The following is a 15,844-nucleotide window of genomic DNA, read 5'->3' as shown; positions in this document are numbered from 1 at the left end:
GCTCAGCCGACCGGCCGGTTCATGATCCAGGCGAAATACTCCATCCTCTCGCCGAGGAAGCGCTCCGCCTTGGCCCACATGTCCGCATCCGTGATCGGGCTCGGATACTTGCGCCCCACTTCGGACCGCTCGAACAGCGGACGCAGGCACGTCAGCGCGACGATGTAGAACAGGTCGTGATCCATCTTGTAGCTCTTCCGCCGGTCCCCGTCCCACTCGTTGCGGATCGCATCGCGGTGCTTCCTGAGCAGGAAGAAATGGGGAATGAAGCAGCTCCACATACGCTGCGAGACAGCGCGGATCTCCTCCTCCGGGATCTCGGGGAAATAGCCGCCGATCTTGGCCGCGACGGGGTCGAACTCCATCAGGTTGGTGAGCGTGTACTTGCCCAGCGCCGTCGGATAGCCGAGCTTGGCAATCATGCGGTAGATGGCGCTGGCGAGATCGCGCCACACCTGCATCGGACGCACCGCTTCCGGCAGCCCGTTAAGGTCCTGCACGGAGTCCAGGTCGATCAGGAACAGCTCCTTGCTTTCGGTCGAATAGACGAAATTCCCCCAGTCGCCCGAGTAGCGGTACATCTCCGCAAGCGAGAAGTCGTGCAGCAGCTTTCCGGCCTGGCGCGCCAGTTCCCGGATGACACGCAGCCGCACCCGCTCGTCGTCCGGATCGCCCTCGATGCCGAGCGCTTCCCGCATTTCGTCATAGTGCGCGTCGAAGGCCGGATCCGTGCCGCGCTCCATGGCCGAACCGAACAGAACTTCCGAGATGCGATAGGCGGCCGCTCCCGGCGAAAGCGTGATGACCGCGCCCATGGGCTGGTCCTGGAACCGCAGGCTTTCGTCGTACTGGATCACGCAAAGCGGCGCGATGCTCGGCACCCCCGCCTTGACGAGCCGCTCCGACGACCAGAACTCGCGGTGCGCGCGTTCGTGCACGATGCCGCCGATCGGGCTCGGCGACGAATAGGCGAACTTGTACTCGCCCTCGTTGGAAATGCCGAAGTGCGGATAGGTGATGAGATATTCCAGAAGGTCCGTGAGCGGCGGCACCGGTTCGTTGCCGGCATCGTCATGCAGCTTGTTGGAAAACTCCGCATCGCCCGGCAGCACCGGATTCCACAGGCCCACGCCCTTCAGCTTGGCCGCGTGATAGACCCGGCTCGGGTCGTCCTTCAGCGCGACGGGGGCCGACAGCATCTCCCATGCCCCCCGGCCCCGGCGGTTGAAATGCGGCACGGCGCCATTCCAGCTCGCGATGTTCAGGAGCCGGCGGAACTCGTCCTCCGAAATGTCGAGGCCGTCGAAGTGATGCGTGACCTCGTAGTTGAGCTTCTGGTGCATGTTCATGTCGGTCTGGTCTCCCGAATGGGTCCGGGCCGCGTATCCCCCCGGCCCTCGCAATGCGCTTGTCGATAGGTCCTGTGGTCCGCCCCTCAGGCGTAGGTGCGCGCCCCGAAGATCGCCGAGCCCACCCGAACGCTCGTGGCGCCGTGCAGGATCGCCGTCTCGTAGTCTCCGGACATGCCCATGGATCGCCTGGAAAGGCCTGCCTGGTCGGCGAGTTCCGCCAGCTTCTCGAAGAACGGCGCGGGCGGTTCGCCGGACGGGGGAATGCACATCAGCCCCTCCACCTCCAGCGCGTGAACCTCCCGGCATCGACGGGCGAAGGCGACCGCCTCATCCGGGTCGATGCCCGCCTTCTGCGGCTCGCGTCCGATGTTCACCTGCACATAGACGCGCGGGCGACGCCCCTGGCGATGCGACTCGCGCGCGATCTCGGCGGCGATCTTCTCCCTGTCCACCGTCTCGATGACGTCGAACAGTGCCACCGCGTCTCGGGCCTTGTTCGATTGCAGGGGGCCGAGAAGACGCAACTCGATGTCGGGATACGCCTCCTTGAGCTCCGGCCACTTCTGCTGCGCCTCCTGCACCTTGTTCTCGCCGAAGACGCGCGCGCCCGCCTCTATGACGGGACGGATCGCGTCGCCGGGAAAGGTCTTACTCACGGCGACCAGGGTCACCGGGTCTCCGCCCGCCTCCCGCGCTTCCTCCGCGGCCGCGACCTTGCGCAGGACGGATGTCAGCCGTTCCACCATCTCATCCATTGTTCTCACTCCCAGGCTTGGTTCGTGCGGGAGCCGCGCTCCCGCGAAGATGTTGCGTGACGCGCTCACATGCCGGCGCCCAGCCAGCGCGGCACCGCCAGCGTGAAGATCGGGAACACCGCGCAAAGGATGACGATGACCACATGCGCCAGCGCGAAAGGGGCCGCCTCCCGGACCGCGCCCTCGTAGGGCGCATTGGCTATTCGCGCCGCCGTCATCAGGGTCAGGCCGACGGGCGGCGTGATGTTTCCCAGGTTGAGGGCAAGCAGCATGACCATGCCCGCATGAAGGGGATGGAACCCGAGCTCCACCAGTGCGGGGGCTAGCACCGGAACGGCGACGATGATCGCCGGCAGCACATCGATGAACATGCCGATGACGATGAGCAGCGCGGCGACCGCGAGGATCTGCAGCACCGGGTCGCTGCTCATCGCGGCGATGGTCTCCGCCGCGTGGCGGGCCACGCCCGAGCGGGTGACGTACCAGCCCAGCACGTTGGAGGCGCCGAGAAGCAGGAACACCACGCCGGAAAAGCTGACCGTCGAGACGAGCGCCTCCCACATGTCCCGCCGCCCCAGCCTGCGGTAGACCAGTCCGCCCAGCACGAGCGCGTAGATGCAGGCGAGCACCGAGGCTTCCGTCACCGTCGTCAGGCCGGACAGAACGCCCCCCAGGATGACAAGCGGGATGCCCATCGCCGCAAACGCGCTCGCCCCCGTCGACAGGACACGGGACAGGCGCACCCGGTCGTTGCCGGCGAATCCGCGCTTCCAGGAGATGATCCCGCTGACCAGCAGCATTCCGCCGCCCATCATCAGGCCCGGCACGATGCCGGCAGCGAACAGCCCGAGGATCGAGATGTCACGCAGCGTCGCCGCATAGGCGATCATGATGATGCTTGGCGGAATGATCGGCCCCACGATGGCCGCGCAGGCGGTCACGGCCGCGCAATAGGACGCGCTGTAGCCCTCCCGGCGCATGGACGGGATGAGCGTCCTGCCGATCGCCGCCGTTTCCGTCACCGCCGCGCCGGTCAGTCCGGCGAAGAGAAGGCAGGTGGTCACATTGACGTGCGACAGGGCACCCGGCACGCGGCCGAAGAGCGAACCGGCGAAGGCGATGAGCCGTTCGGTCAGCCCGGCGCGGTTCATCACTTCCGCGGTGATGATGAAATAGGGCACCGCGATGAGCACGTAGCCGGAAACACCGGAGAAGAACCGGTCCGCGAGAATGGCGAGAAAGTCGGGCCCGCCGATGGAAACCGCGCCGACGAGCCCCGCCGCCGTCAGCACGAGGCCGAGCGGAAGGCCGATCATCATCAAGAGGGCGAAAGCGATCGAGGCGCTCATCCGTGACCTCCGGCAGCCTGGGAAGCGATCTTGGCCGACCCCGCGGGCACCGCGCCCTCCCCGTCATCGCCAAGCGGCGCATCGCCGTCTCCCCTGACGGGATCGGACAGCGCGCCGGCTGTGTGGGGCTGCATGGGGTCCTCGAGCGAAAGCACGCCGCGCTCCTCCAGAAGCGCGAGCCCGTCCACCAGATGCAGCGACAAAACGGCGCCCGCGACCGGGACCGCCGCCGCCGTCCAACGCTGCGACACCTGCAGCGTGTCGGACAGGATCAGCACGTTGGTCGCCCCGGAGGCGAACTCCACCCCGTACCAGACGAGCGCCACGGCAAAGAGCGCGATCGCGGTGAAGCAGATCCACCGCACGAGGCCGAGCGCGGCGCGCGGCAGACCGCGCCGCAGGGCGAGGATGGCGATGTGTTCGCCGTATTTGAACGCCACGGTAATCGAGAGCATGGCGAACCAGGGCAGCAGCAGGCTGAACAGGGACGGCCGCGTGTTGCGGTAGAGCCAGGCGAGCGCCCCCTCGTGGAAGATCTCCGCCTGCCCCGCCCTCTCCGCAGCGGCAAGGGCAAGTTCGAGAACGACCGAGGCGGCGGAGATCACCAGCATCAACGCCAGCAGCACGGCGCAAACGGCGATCACCACACGGTTGACCACGTCGCTGGTTCGCCTCAATGGCGACAGCAGGGGCGTCATCGGCTTGTTCCTTCTGGAGGTGGGGAGAGCGCTCAGTCGAGATAGTTCTCTGCGTCGGAAGCCTTCAGCTTGCCGTGAATGCGCGAGACCTCGGCGCGCAGGTCGTCATAGAGCTTGGCGCGCGGGCCGAACTCCTCCACCAGCCACTCGCGGTAGATAGGCTGCGCGATGGCGCGCATGCGCTCCTTCTCCTCGTCGGGAAGGATGTAGCAGTCCTCGAACTTCGCGCAGGAGTTCGTCCAGCCGATCACCGTGATCTGCGTGGCGATGCCGTGCGCCATGGTCACCGCCTCGCGCGCGGCGGAAACGACAATGCGCTTGTAGTCGTCCGGCAGGGTCTGGAACCACGCCTCGCTGACGCTCCAGGTGATGGTGTTGTAGACATGGCCGGACCACGTCGTGAAATCGGCCACGTCGTAGATCTTGAAGATGTCGTTGACGCCCGGCGCGTGGAAATGTCCATCGATCAGCCCGGTCGCAAGACCCGTCTGCATCTCGCCCCAGGGCAGCGGCGTGGGCGCAGCGCCGAGCGCGCGCATGATCGTCATGTGCGCCTGGTTGCCCTCGACGCGGATCCTCATGCCCTTGAGGTCCTCCACCGTTCGGATCAGACGCTTGTTGTTCGCGAAGGCGACAAAACCGCCCCCGTCATCGAGCGTGCCGAGGTAGCGCAGCCCCGCCTCCTGCACCATCGGTTTCATGAACTTCGCGAACCACGGACTGTCGAAGAAGGTCCAGGCCGTCCTGTAGTCGGGAAACAGGAAGGGCGAGGTGATCATCTCGTAGTCGCGGAAGAAGGTCGCCTGGGTGCCCGAGCCCAGCATGATCGACTGGATCGTCCGGCCGGCCCTTGCCTGCTGGGCGATCTCGACCTCGCCTCCCAGCGCGCCATTGCCGAACACCTGGACGTCGATGTCGCCCTTCGTCGCCGTTTCGACAAGCTGCTCGAAATGCTTCAGCGCCGGGGCGGTCTCGTTGTTGGTCAGGTCGTCGGGATAAAGGTGGGCGATGGTCATCGTGTAGCTGGCCGACAGCGCGCCGGCTGGAAACAGCGCCAGACAGGCGAAGGCTGCCCCGGCGAGCAGGCGGCGGACCGCGAGCCGCCCGCCAAACGGGCCTGGAGCCCGACGCCGGGGTCTTTCTCCGCCGCGCGCCCGCGACGAAGCAGATGCGGGTGCGCGCGTCTGCACGTCCCTTGCCGAACGCACCGGCATTCGCGACGATCCGCCGTAGGCAAACTCGAGCCCGTAGTCGCCCGGCCACGCATCGAGGGAAGCACGCGCCGCATCGGCGACATCATCCGCACGCCCCGAACGACACGCAGCTTCACCTGAACAGATCTCGCCTGAACGCATCCCACCCTCCATGAAGAACCGAGAATTGCTTCGCAATACGCAGGATAGAAGATAGGAAATACGGCTCGGAAGGGTCCAATTCTCTTTTTCTATTTATCTTAATCTTGAAGCCGCGAAGTAAGTTTGCAAAACACGGCATCAAGGCGAGCGTCCACGCCCGGCCTCGTCAAACGGAGGCCGGGACGCGTCTCTCTCGTTTATGGGGCCACACCCTAGCCGGTGACGGCCCCCTTGTTCGCCGGCGCGGCAAGCTGGGAAAACTTGCCCAGCACGCCGGTGCGATAACGCGGCTCCGGCTGCTTCCAGGTCTTCCGGCGCTTTTCCAGCTCGGCGTCGTCGACCTCGAGCTGAAGGAGATGGCGCGATGCGTCGATGGTGATCGTGTCGCCCTCCTCCACCAGCGCGATGGTTCCCCCCTCGAACGCCTCCGGGGTCACATGCCCGACAAGCATCCCCCAGGACCCGCCGGAGAAGCGGCCGTCCGTGATAAGCCCGACATCGGCGCCGAGACCACGACCGATGATCGCCGAGGTCGGCGCCAGCATCTCCGGCATTCCGGGTCCGCCGCGCGGCCCCAGGTAACGCAGGACGAGGACGTCTCCCTTGCGGATCCTGTCGGACAGGATCGCGTCCATCGCGGACTGCTCGTCGTCGAAGACACGCGCGGGTCCGGTGATCGAGGTCGACTTGAGCCCGGTGATCTTGGCCACGGCCCCACCCTCGGCGAGATTGCCGCGCAGCACGGCCAGATGCCCCTGCTGGTAGAGCGCCTGGTCGATCGGACGGATCACGTCCTGGTCCGCCGGCGGCTCGTCCGGCACATGGGCAAGCTCCTCGGCGAGCGTCCGTCCGGTGACGGTCATGCAGTCGCCGTGCAGGAGACCCGCATTCAGCAGGAGCTTGAGAACCTGCGGAATGCCGCCGGCCTTGTGCAGGTCGACCGCCATGTATTTGCCCGAGGGCTTCAGGTCGCAGATGACGGGGATCTTGCGCCGCACGCGCTCGAAGTCGTCCAGCGTCCACTCGACGCCGGCCGCGTGACAGATCGCCAGATAGTGCAGCACCGCATTCGTCGAACCGCCCGTCGCCATGACGAGGGCGATGGCGTTTTCCACGCTCTCGCGCGTGACGATGTCGCGCGGCTTGAGCCCCTTCTTGACCGCCTCCACGAGCACGCGGGCGGACTCGGCCGTCGACTCGAATTTCTCCTGGTCGATGTTCGCCATCGTCGAGGAATAGAGCAGCGCCATGCCGAGGGCCTCGAAGGACGACGCCATCGTGTTGGCGGTGTACATGCCGCCACAGGCGCCCGAGGTGGGACAGGCATTGCGCTCGATGCCCTCGAAGTCCTCCTGGCTCATGCGCCCGGCCTTGATCGCGCCGACCGCCTCGAACGCGGAGATCACGGAAAGGTCCTGCCCCTTCCACTTGCCGGGCTTGATCGTTCCGCCATAGACGTAAACCGCCGGGACATTGGCACGCACGATGCCGATCATGCCGCCCGGCTTGTTCTTGTCGCAGCCGCCGATGACCAGAACCCCGTCCATCCACTGGCCCTGAACCGTCATCTCCACGCAGTCGGCGATCACCTCCCGGGAGATGAGCGAGTACTTCATGCCCTCGGTGCCCATCGCCATGCCGTCCGAAATGGTCGGCACGCCGAAGAGCTGGGGATTGGCTCCCGCCTCCTTGATGGACTTCACGGCAACGTCCGCGAGCGGCTGCAGGCCGGCGTTGCACGGCGTGATGGTCGAGTGACCGTTGGCCACGCCGACCATGGGTTTGTCGAAATCTTCCTTCGTGTAGCCGAGGCCATAGAACATGGCCCTGTTCGGCGAACGCTCGATCCCTTGCGAAATCGTCTTCGATCGCTCGTTGTATGGCACCCCGTTTCCTCCCTGAAGGGCAGTGACACAATACGGGCGACCGCTCCTCCCGCACCTCGCGACGGTCGCCCGCAGAAGGCGTCCGCCCCGCCGGAATCTCCGGTTGTCCGGGGCGGATTTCGCTTTCCGGTCAAAACGATAGACGCTCGCCAGTTATTTCGGAAATATCTTTGTCATGTTTGATTGAGACATTTTCCATATAAGTGGCGAGACGCCTGCCCCCTTCATTCCGGGCGCGCCGCACCGTTCACCACGGCGCTGTTGCGCAGGATCGCGGCCGGTGCGCCTCCGGGAAGCGACGCGGATGTCCCCGCGCCGCCCGACCGATCCACCTTGCTCGAGACAAGCCGCGCGATTTCGACAAGGCGCGACACCGTCGGCGTGGCATCGTCCTTGCGCCACACGAGCCCGGTCTCGATGGTCGGCGCCCGCCCCTGAAGCGGCACATACCGGACACCCGAACGGCCGAGCTTGCGCAGGGAGCCGGGCACCAGCGCCACCCCCATGCCGGCCGAGACGAGACTGATGATCGTCTGCATCTGGATCGCTTCCTGCCCAATGGTGGGCTGGATGCCGTTCGACACGAAAAAGGTCGTGATGATGTCGTGAAACGCAGGGGCACTGCGGCGAGGAAAGAGCACCAGCGGCTCGTCGGCGATGTCGCGCAGGCCGATGGCTCCGTCGGTCAGTTCCACCCGGCCGGACCGCAGCCACTCCTCGGGCACGGCGGCCAGCAACGGCTCACGCATCAGCGGCAGGTAGGACAGCGAGGTGTGCAGGGTCTGGTGAAGCGGAATGATCAGCCCGGCGTTCAGGTTCCCCTGCATGAGCGCCTCGACCTGAAGGTCGCTGGTCATTTCCTTCAGCGACACCCGCACGTCCGGATAGGCGCCGGAATAGCGGCTGATGAGATCCGGGAGCAGGTTGTAGTCCGCCGTCGTCACGAATCCCAGCTTCAGCGAACCGATCTCGCCGCGCGAGAGCTGGCGGGCCAGTCCCGGCAGCGCCTCCACCTCCTCCAGCAGCTTCGTCACGTGGGACAACAGGTGCTCGCCCACCGGGGTCAGCGCCACATTGCGCTTGGTGCGCTTGAACAGCGTCACCGAGAGTTCCTCCTCAAGCGCGAGAATGGCCTGACTCAGCGGGGGCTGCGTCATGCAGAGCCGCTCGGCGGCCCGCCCGAAGTGCAACTCCTCCGCTACCGTCACGAAAAACTTCAGCCGACGAAGATTCATCTGTTCCCTCACTCCCTCAGGCAACGGCTCCGGACGCTTTCTTCCGAACGCATCGACACAAAGGCCTCCCCGGTCATATCAGCCGACCGGCCCTCCTTGCACATTCCGCTCGCATGTCCGGCGAGCGACCCGCGACGTCAATCCTCAGCATTCAGTCGTTATCGGTCTTTTTTCCGGCGCGAAACGCCTGCTCCTCCACTTAGACAAAAACACATTCTATGGTTGTATAATCCACACAAACGCGTTTTCCGATAAATCCTAATACACGCAATTCGTTTTTGTCACCCGTTTAACGCGATATAATACGAAACCCATTCATACACTTTTCGAATTTTGAGATACAAATAAGATGACCTCGCAATAAATGAACAAAAACAATGCCGATGCAAGAAACAAACGAATACAAAAACCCAAGTCATACGATAATAATATTTATATAAGCTGCGATTAAATAATAACAATTTTACGCCAGCACCTGATCCGGACGAATTCGCGCCGCTTGATCCGGCAATTTGATCGTGGAGCAGGCTGGCGGACAGAGACCGGACAACCGGCGGCAAGGGGGGAATGCGGCACGCGGGGCCAGGCAACGGTCGGACATCCGGCCGCCTCTGCACACCGCAGGTTGCCGTCCGGCCAGGTGCCGCGAGGGAGGATACATGGACTTCGGCTTCACACCTGAACAGGACGCGTTTCGCGAGAAGATCGTCGCCTTCGCAAAGAACGAGCTCAACGAGGGTGACCTTCGCCAGCGCGACGCCGAGTGCGAGCTGTCGCGCGACCTGTGGCGCAAGATCGCGGGCTTCGGCCTCCTCGGCCTCCCCTTCCCGAAGCAGTACGGAGGCTCCGAGGAAGACATCATCACGACGGTTCTGGCCATGGAGGCCCTGGGTTACGGCTGCCGCGACAACGGCCTGCTGTTTTCCATGAACGGGCAGATGTGGACCGTCCAGATGCCGATCTCCACCTTCGGCACCGACGAGCAGAAGAACAAGTATCTGCCGGGCCTGATCGCCGGAGACCTCATCGGCGCCCATGGCATCACCGAGCCGGAATCCGGATCGGACATCATGAGCCTCGACACCACCGCCCGCCGTGACGGCGACCACTATGTGCTCAACGGCGGCAAGGCCTTCTGCACCAACGGACCGGTCGCCGACGTCTTCGTCATCTTCGCGACCGTCGACAAGAGCGCCGGATCGCTCGGTCTCACCGGCTTCGTCGTGGACCGGAACACCCCCGGTCTCACCATCAGCCCCAACCACCAGAAAATGGGCCTGCGCACCTCGCCGATGGCGTGGCTGACGCTGGAGGATTGCCGAATTCCGGTTTCCGCGCGGCTGGGCAAGGAAGGCCAGGGTGGCCGGATCTTCAACAACTCCATGGAATGGGAGCGCTCGGCCATCCTGGCCGGCCTCGTCGGCGCCATGGAGAACCAGCTCGAGCAATGCATCTCGCACGCGAACACGCGCACGCAGTTCCGCAAGCCGATCGGCAAGTTCCAGTCGGTGGCGAACCGCATCGTCGACATGAAGCTGCGGCACGAGAACGCTCGGCTGCTGCTCTACAAGGTCGCCTGGCTGAAGAAGACCAGGGGAAGCTGCCCGATGGAGGCGGCGCTCGCCAAGCTGCTGCTTTCGGAATCCTGGGTTGCCTCGTCGCAGGACGCCGTCGTCCTGCATGGCGGCTACGGCTACATGGCCGACCAGGAGGTGGAGCGCGACTTCCGCGACGCGGTGGGAAGCCTTCTCTTTTCCGGCACGTCGGACATCCAGCGCACCATTGCCGCCCGCGCCCTCGGGCTTTGAGCGGCCCCCTCGGGGGGCGTCCGCGTGCGCGGGCGTGCCCCTGTCCCCCAGCATGTCACAGGAGGAGGAAGATCATGACCGCAACACCCAGGGACAGAGCAGAAATCGAGACGGCGCTTCGCGACTACCTCATGGAGAATTCGGGCGTGCCCATTTCGGGCGAGATCGATCCGGACGAGAACCTGCTCGACAGCGGCATTCTCGACTCCCTCGGCATCGCCGAGGTCACCGAGTTCATCGAGTCGAACTTCTCGCTGACCGTCGACGAGGAGGAAATCACCTCGGAGAACTTCCGGACGCTGAACTCTCTGTCCGACTTCTGCCACTCCAAGATCACCGCCGCCGCGGCCTGATCGGCACGGCCCCGGCACCACCCGGCGCCGGGGCCAGGTTCCACGCAATGGGAGGAAGCGCGTCATGACCAGCACCATCAAGGCGGACCTGATCCTGGTTCACGCCCCTGCGATCTACGACTTCCGCAACCGGGATGACTTCGTGCTCGGCTGGTACTCCAGCCAGGAAAGCAGCAACGTCACCCCGATCTTCGAGATGCACCCGCTCGGCTTCCTGTCGATCAAGAGCTTTCTCGCCGAACGCGGACTCGACGTGAAGATCGTCAACGTCGCCTCGCTGATGCTGAAGCATCCCACGCTCGACGTGGAGAAGCTCTTCGCCCATCTCGACGCGCCGATCTTCGGCATCGACCTGCACTGGCTGCCGCACTGCCAGGGGTCCATCGAGGTCGCCGGCGTTCTCAAGAAGGTTCATCCGGACAGCTTCGTCACCTTCGGCGGCATCATCTCCACCTACTACGCCCGCGAGATGATGCAGTACCCGCAGATCGACGGCGTCATTCGCGGCTACGACACGCTGGAGCCGCTCGCCGACCTGGTGGGACAGGTGAAGCGCGGCGTCCGCGGGCGCTTCAACGTCGAGAACCTCGTCTACAAGAACAAGGGCGAGGTCATCGACAACGGTCACAGCTACACACCCGAGGTGCTCAACGACGTCGCGATCGACTGGTCGAAGATGTTCCCCAAGACCTCGAGCCTGCTGAACATGCCCAACCTGATGGTGCTGCCGAACACCGGCTGCCAGCAGAGTTGCGGCTGGTGCTCGGGATCCCGCTGGGCCTACCAGCGCATGATGAACGTGGACAAGAAGACCGTCTTTCACCGCCGCTCGGAGCAGCTTGCGCGCGAGATCACGACCTTTCCGAAAACGGAATCCCCGCTCAGCGTCTACACGCTGCAGGCGTATTCGGAATCCGCGCCGCGCATTCTCGACTACCTCAAGGCCGTGCAGGACAGCGGCGTGGTCAAGTCGGTCTCCTTCGAGCAGTTCCGCCTGACCAAGCCGTCCGTGCTGGAGAAGATGCGCGAGGTCGCTCCCGATCTCGACATCTTCATCAACCTCTCGCCCCAGTCCCACGACGTGGAGATCAGCCGCCTGTCGGGACGTGGCACCTATACCAACGAGGAGATGGAATCCTGGATGGCCGATGCGATGGATGTCGGCATCAAGGGGGTCTACCTCTGGTACACGATCGGCATGCAGAAGCAGACCTACAAGTCCGTCATGGAAACGGTCGACTACACTGCCCGGCTGATGGAGAAATTCCCCGACGACAAGATCGTCCCGACGATCTTCGGAATGGTGCCCTTCCTCGATCCCGGTTGCCAGTGGTTCGAGGAATCCGACCAGCACGGCTACACGGTCTTCCACCGCGATCTCGAGACCCATCGCAAGGCGCTCACCTCGCCGCGCTGGCGCGATGCGATGAACTACGAGACCGACTGGATGAAGCGGGACGAGTTCCTGCCCGCCACCTATGACGCCATGCAGGTCATGGCCAATCACAAGGCGGACTTCGGCCGCATCACGCCGCGCTCGATCAAGATCGTCAACCAGCGCATCGATCACCTGCGCTACCTCACCAGCGAGGTCGATCGCGCCTATGACACCATCGGGCACCTGCCCGACAGCCTCCGGCGCGAGATCGGGCGGCACAACGACGAGATCCTGTCCTACGCCGCCGACGTGGCGCTGGTGAAGAAGCCGCTTTCCGGCCGCTGGTACGACGACCACACGGTGCCGGCCGACATCATCGCCGCCTGCTCGCGCGAGTCGCAGGCCGCCTGACCCTTCAGCTTCTCGAGGAAACACCCATGCAGACCCGACCCACGGCGATCCTGTCGGCGGCCGTACACCTGCCGCACGACACCCTGTCGCTCGATGACATCCTCACCGCCGAGATGGTGAATGGCGCAAGCCCCGCGGTGGCGGCGCTCGGCTTCACCGGCGTGCACGCGTTTTCCGGCAGCAATCCGACGGACATGGCGGTCGCGGTGTCGCGCGACGCCATCGAGGAAGCCGGCCTCTCGCCGCTCGACATCGACGCGGTCATCGACTTTTCCGTCATGCCGCAACGCTACGTCGAACCGGCCTGGTCCATGAGCAACGAGCTCCAGGCGGAGCTCGGCGCGAAAAACGCCTTCACGCTCGGCTTCAGCGGCGGGGGATCGGCAAACCTTCACACCGCGATCCGCTTCGCCTCCGCGCTGATCGCGACCAACGACGACGTGAACACCGTGCTCCTGGCGGCATCGGACTGCGCACTTCCCGGCAACCGCGTCATCGGCGGCGATGCGCCGGTCACGCTCCTGGGCGACGCGGCGAGCGCCCTCGTCCTTGCCCGCGACGGCGGACGGGCCCGTGTCATGGACACCGGCCTGGCCTCGCGCGGCGCCTATCACGACCTGCTCTACATCCCCGGCGGCGGCATGCGCCACCCGACGCGGCTCGACCTCTACCGGCTGGTGCTCGACGCGGCGCGCAAGGGAGAGGTCGATCCGCTGGCGGATCTTTCCAGCGTGGTCGACACGCTTCTCTCCCGCCACGGGCTCGCGCCCGACACGATCGATCATTTCATCACCACCGCGATTTCCGACGCCGATCTCGATGCCTTCGACGACCGGCTGGGCGCGGGCCGGCGGCTCGTCAAGCCGGACGCCTCGACGCGCGGCCATCTCCATTCCAGCGATCTCGTCTTCGGCCTTCGCGACCTGATGGCGCGCGAGGATGCGACGGGATCCGCGTTGCTGGCCTCGCACGGTCACGGCTTTTCCTGCGGTGCGACGCTGATCACCCTGTCCTGAGGAGGTTTCCATGGATCATCACACGCAAGATCACGTCGGCATCCTGTCCGAGGCCTTCTACCTTCCGCCCGACAAGAAGCTCGTCGCAGACGTTTTCCGTGACGAGGACGTTCCCTTCGGCACCCTGTCGAAGAACGTCGACTTCCAGCGCGACATCGGCATCCACGACATTCACGTCACCGAGGAGATGCCCTCGGTGCTGGCGCTGGAAGCCTGCCGCCGCGCCATGGACCAGGCCGGCGTCTCGGCCGCCGAGATCGATCTCGTCGTCGATTTCACCTCGATCCCCGAGGACTACGTCGGTCCGACGTGGTCGGCGGCCGGTCTCGTCCAGCACGAGCTGGGCCTCGACAATGCCTTCGCCACCGCCGTCAACACCGGCGGCTGCGCGAGCTATCACCTGGCGCTCAAGTCGGTCATGTCGCTGATGCTGTCGGACACCGGCTTCGAGACGGCACTGCTGTTCGCCGGCGACCGCACGCCGGAGTTCAACAAGACCTACTACCCGATCACGGTCGCAAGCGATGGCGGCAGCGCGCTCGTCGTGCGCCGCAACAGCCCTCGGGCCAGGATCCTCGGCGTCGAGACCATTTCCATCGGCCGGCTGCACGACGTGTGGTACGTGCCCGGCCTGCAAAGCCGCGAGCCCAACGAGGAGCCGACGGAAAAACTCCTGCACATGTACGCCAAGATGGACAAGTTCAACGAGGGCGTCATCCCGATCAACTTCCGGATGTTCGGCAAGGTGATCCAGAAGCTCCTGAAGCGCTGCGAGCTGACCATGGAGGACGTCGACTATTACATCTATCCGACGTTCTCGACCTGGGACCAGGCCTACTTCCTGAAGAAGTTCGACCTGCCCCGCGAGAAGGTCTACACGGCCGCGCTGAAGCATCGCGGTCACGTGCAGGAAAGCGACATGGTCATCAACTACGCCGAGGCGGTGGACCAGGGCCACATCAGGCCGGGCGACAAGGTGATGGTCATTTCCAATGGCGCCGGCTTTGCCTGGTCGGCGGCGCTGATCCAGCACTGACACGATGGCGGGACCGGTCACGACAGCCAGCAGGAGCAAGGACGCCCACCCCCTTGCGGGCGTCCTCATCCGCCGTGCGGGCGCGTGCGGACGCATGACGCTCGACCGGCCCCGCGCCCTCAACACGCTGACGGGCGCAATGGTCGCGGCGATGAGCGAGGCGCTGAAGGCCTGGGAGACCACGCCGGCGGTCCGTCTCGTCCTGATCGACGCCACGGGTCCGCGCGCCTTTTGCGCCGGGGGCGATATCGGCGAGGTCCACGACCTCGCGACCTCCCAGACCCCGGGTGCAGCCCTCGCCCACTGCGCGGACGAATACGCGCTCGATCTCATGATCGCGCGTTATCCCAAGCCGGTCGTCGTTCTCGTGGAGGGCGTGGCCATGGGCGGCGGCCTCGGCATTGCCTGTCACGCCTCCCATCCGGTCGCGAGCCAGTCCGCCACCTTCGCCTTTCCGGAATGCGCCGTCGGCTGGGTGCCGGACTCGGGCGCAACACATCTTCTGTCACGCATGGAGCCGGACCTTGCGCGATACCTGGCGCTGACGGGGACCCGTTTCGGCGCGGAGGACGCCCTGCGCCTCGGCCTCGTGCGCGCCATTCTGGTCGAGGGACGGCGCGAGGAACTGGTCGCGGATCTCGAGGCGAGCGGCGACCCCGACCTTCTCGCCCGTTACGCCAGAAGCGAACCCAAGGCCACGACCGACAGTCCGCCGGCAAGGATCCTCGACGCTTTCGGCGAAACCACGCTGCCCCGGATTCTCCAGGCGCTCGAGACCATGGACCCGGGAGCCGACGACGGCGGAGACGCCGCACGCACCATGCGCGAGCGGGCCATCAAGGCGCTCCTGCGCGGATCGCCATTCGCCCAGGAGCTCACGCTCGCCCTGGTCGCCGCCGCGCGCCGCACGCCGGGGCTTGCCAAGGCGTTCGAACGCGAGACCGGCGCTGTCGCCGCCCTCCTGGAGCACCCGGACTTTCACGAAGGAATCCGCGCCAACCTGATCGATCGCGACCGCCGCCCGTCATGGACGCACGATCACCGCAACTGCGTTCCCGCGACCGAAATCGAAACGGTCCTGACCCGGATTTCCGCACCGCTGGGTGCCTCGGGCTACTGAAGCAAAGGGGCCCGTTTCTCCCTGATACGCAAACGCTCCTAGCGAAGCGGAGAAACAGTATTTCAAAGACTTTCCGCAAAGTCCTAGCCTTC

General features: G+C 65.1%; 13 protein-coding genes. 6 read left to right on the top strand and 7 right to left on the bottom strand.

Annotated features, from left to right (window positions below):
- Window positions 1-2: 2 nt before the first annotated feature.
- From ACYX4S_RS07310 to ACYX4S_RS07280, 7 genes are all read right to left on the bottom strand, one after another.
- Window positions 3-1,349 carry a hypothetical protein gene (locus ACYX4S_RS07310; protein ID WP_293721388.1) on the bottom strand — a complete coding sequence of 449 codons (1,347 nt, stop codon included), beginning with the start codon at window positions 1,347-1,349 and terminating at the stop codon, window positions 3-5.
- A gap of 86 nt (window positions 1,350-1,435) precedes the next feature.
- The gene (locus tag ACYX4S_RS07305; RefSeq protein ID WP_476362417.1) at window positions 1,436-2,107 is read right to left on the bottom strand and encodes a YggS family pyridoxal phosphate-dependent enzyme; all 672 of its coding nucleotides are present in this window, start codon (window positions 2,105-2,107) and stop codon (window positions 1,436-1,438) included.
- A 65-nt stretch (window positions 2,108-2,172) separates the two neighbouring features.
- Window positions 2,173-3,456, bottom strand: coding sequence for a TRAP transporter large permease (locus ACYX4S_RS07300; protein WP_476362416.1), 1,284 nt, complete (start codon window positions 3,454-3,456; stop codon window positions 2,173-2,175).
- Window positions 3,453-4,154: a TRAP transporter small permease gene (locus tag ACYX4S_RS07295; RefSeq protein ID WP_476362415.1), complete on the bottom strand. Its 702-nt coding sequence runs from the start codon at window positions 4,152-4,154 to the stop codon at window positions 3,453-3,455. Before ACYX4S_RS07295 ends, ACYX4S_RS07300 begins: the two co-directional genes overlap by 4 nt.
- Window positions 4,155-4,186: 32 nt before the next feature.
- Window positions 4,187-5,509 (bottom strand): TRAP transporter substrate-binding protein DctP, encoded by a 1,323-nt coding sequence (dctP, locus tag ACYX4S_RS07290; protein ID WP_476362414.1) that lies wholly within the window; start codon window positions 5,507-5,509, stop codon window positions 4,187-4,189.
- A gap of 212 nt (window positions 5,510-5,721) precedes the next feature.
- A complete protein-coding gene (gene ilvD, locus ACYX4S_RS07285; RefSeq protein WP_476362413.1) occupies window positions 5,722-7,395 on the bottom strand; it encodes a dihydroxy-acid dehydratase in 1,674 nt (557 codons plus the stop codon).
- A 224-nt stretch (window positions 7,396-7,619) separates the two neighbouring features.
- Window positions 7,620-8,630 carry a LysR family transcriptional regulator gene (locus ACYX4S_RS07280; protein ID WP_476362412.1) on the bottom strand — a complete coding sequence of 337 codons (1,011 nt, stop codon included), beginning with the start codon at window positions 8,628-8,630 and terminating at the stop codon, window positions 7,620-7,622.
- Between the two features lie 659 nt (window positions 8,631-9,289).
- Here ACYX4S_RS07280 and ACYX4S_RS07275 point away from each other — a divergent pair.
- From ACYX4S_RS07275 to ACYX4S_RS07250, 6 genes are all read left to right on the top strand, one after another.
- Window positions 9,290-10,438: an acyl-CoA dehydrogenase family protein gene (locus ACYX4S_RS07275; RefSeq protein ID WP_476362411.1), complete on the top strand. Its 1,149-nt coding sequence runs from the start codon at window positions 9,290-9,292 to the stop codon at window positions 10,436-10,438.
- 74 nt (window positions 10,439-10,512) lie between these two features.
- A complete protein-coding gene (locus ACYX4S_RS07270) occupies window positions 10,513-10,791 on the top strand; it encodes an acyl carrier protein (protein WP_293721378.1) in 279 nt (92 codons plus the stop codon).
- Between the two features lie 64 nt (window positions 10,792-10,855).
- On the top strand, window positions 10,856-12,580 hold the full coding sequence (locus ACYX4S_RS07265; RefSeq protein ID WP_476362410.1) for a cobalamin-dependent protein: 1,725 nt from the start codon (window positions 10,856-10,858) through the stop codon (window positions 12,578-12,580).
- 26 nt (window positions 12,581-12,606) lie between these two features.
- Window positions 12,607-13,596 carry a hypothetical protein gene (locus tag ACYX4S_RS07260; protein ID WP_476362409.1) on the top strand — a complete coding sequence of 330 codons (990 nt, stop codon included), beginning with the start codon at window positions 12,607-12,609 and terminating at the stop codon, window positions 13,594-13,596.
- A 10-nt stretch (window positions 13,597-13,606) separates the two neighbouring features.
- The gene (locus ACYX4S_RS07255) at window positions 13,607-14,632 is read left to right on the top strand and encodes a 3-oxoacyl-ACP synthase III family protein (protein WP_476362408.1); all 1,026 of its coding nucleotides are present in this window, start codon (window positions 13,607-13,609) and stop codon (window positions 14,630-14,632) included.
- Between the two features lie 4 nt (window positions 14,633-14,636).
- On the top strand, window positions 14,637-15,752 hold the full coding sequence (locus ACYX4S_RS07250) for an enoyl-CoA hydratase/isomerase family protein (RefSeq protein ID WP_476362407.1): 1,116 nt from the start codon (window positions 14,637-14,639) through the stop codon (window positions 15,750-15,752).
- Window positions 15,753-15,844: the final 92 nt, after the last annotated feature.

It is taken from the genome of Stappia sp. ABD4_338, assembly GCF_056312175.1.
The sequence above is the reverse complement of the archived record's forward strand: the minus strand, read 5'-3'. Positions and strand labels throughout refer to the sequence as shown.

Excerpts from the sequence above, each read along its gene's own strand:
- ACYX4S_RS07310 (WP_293721388.1), bottom strand. The coding sequence starts at position 1,349 with ATGAACATGCACCAGAAGCTCAACTACGAGGTCACGCATCACTTCGAC.
- ACYX4S_RS07305 (WP_476362417.1), bottom strand. The coding sequence starts at position 2,107 with ATGGATGAGATGGTGGAACGGCTGACATCCGTCCTGCGCAAGGTCGCG.
- ACYX4S_RS07300 (WP_476362416.1), bottom strand. The coding sequence starts at position 3,456 with ATGAGCGCCTCGATCGCTTTCGCCCTCTTGATGATGATCGGCCTTCCG.
- ACYX4S_RS07295 (WP_476362415.1), bottom strand. The coding sequence starts at position 4,154 with ATGACGCCCCTGCTGTCGCCATTGAGGCGAACCAGCGACGTGGTCAAC.
- dctP (WP_476362414.1), bottom strand. The coding sequence starts at position 5,509 with ATGCGTTCAGGCGAGATCTGTTCAGGTGAAGCTGCGTGTCGTTCGGGG.
- ACYX4S_RS07280 (WP_476362412.1), bottom strand. The coding sequence starts at position 8,630 with ATGAATCTTCGTCGGCTGAAGTTTTTCGTGACGGTAGCGGAGGAGTTG.
- ACYX4S_RS07275 (WP_476362411.1), top strand. The coding sequence starts at position 9,290 with ATGGACTTCGGCTTCACACCTGAACAGGACGCGTTTCGCGAGAAGATC.
- ACYX4S_RS07270 (WP_293721378.1), top strand. The coding sequence starts at position 10,513 with ATGACCGCAACACCCAGGGACAGAGCAGAAATCGAGACGGCGCTTCGC.
- ACYX4S_RS07265 (WP_476362410.1), top strand. The coding sequence starts at position 10,856 with ATGACCAGCACCATCAAGGCGGACCTGATCCTGGTTCACGCCCCTGCG.
- ACYX4S_RS07260 (WP_476362409.1), top strand. The coding sequence starts at position 12,607 with ATGCAGACCCGACCCACGGCGATCCTGTCGGCGGCCGTACACCTGCCG.
- ACYX4S_RS07255 (WP_476362408.1), top strand. The coding sequence starts at position 13,607 with ATGGATCATCACACGCAAGATCACGTCGGCATCCTGTCCGAGGCCTTC.
- ACYX4S_RS07250 (WP_476362407.1), top strand. The coding sequence starts at position 14,637 with ATGGCGGGACCGGTCACGACAGCCAGCAGGAGCAAGGACGCCCACCCC.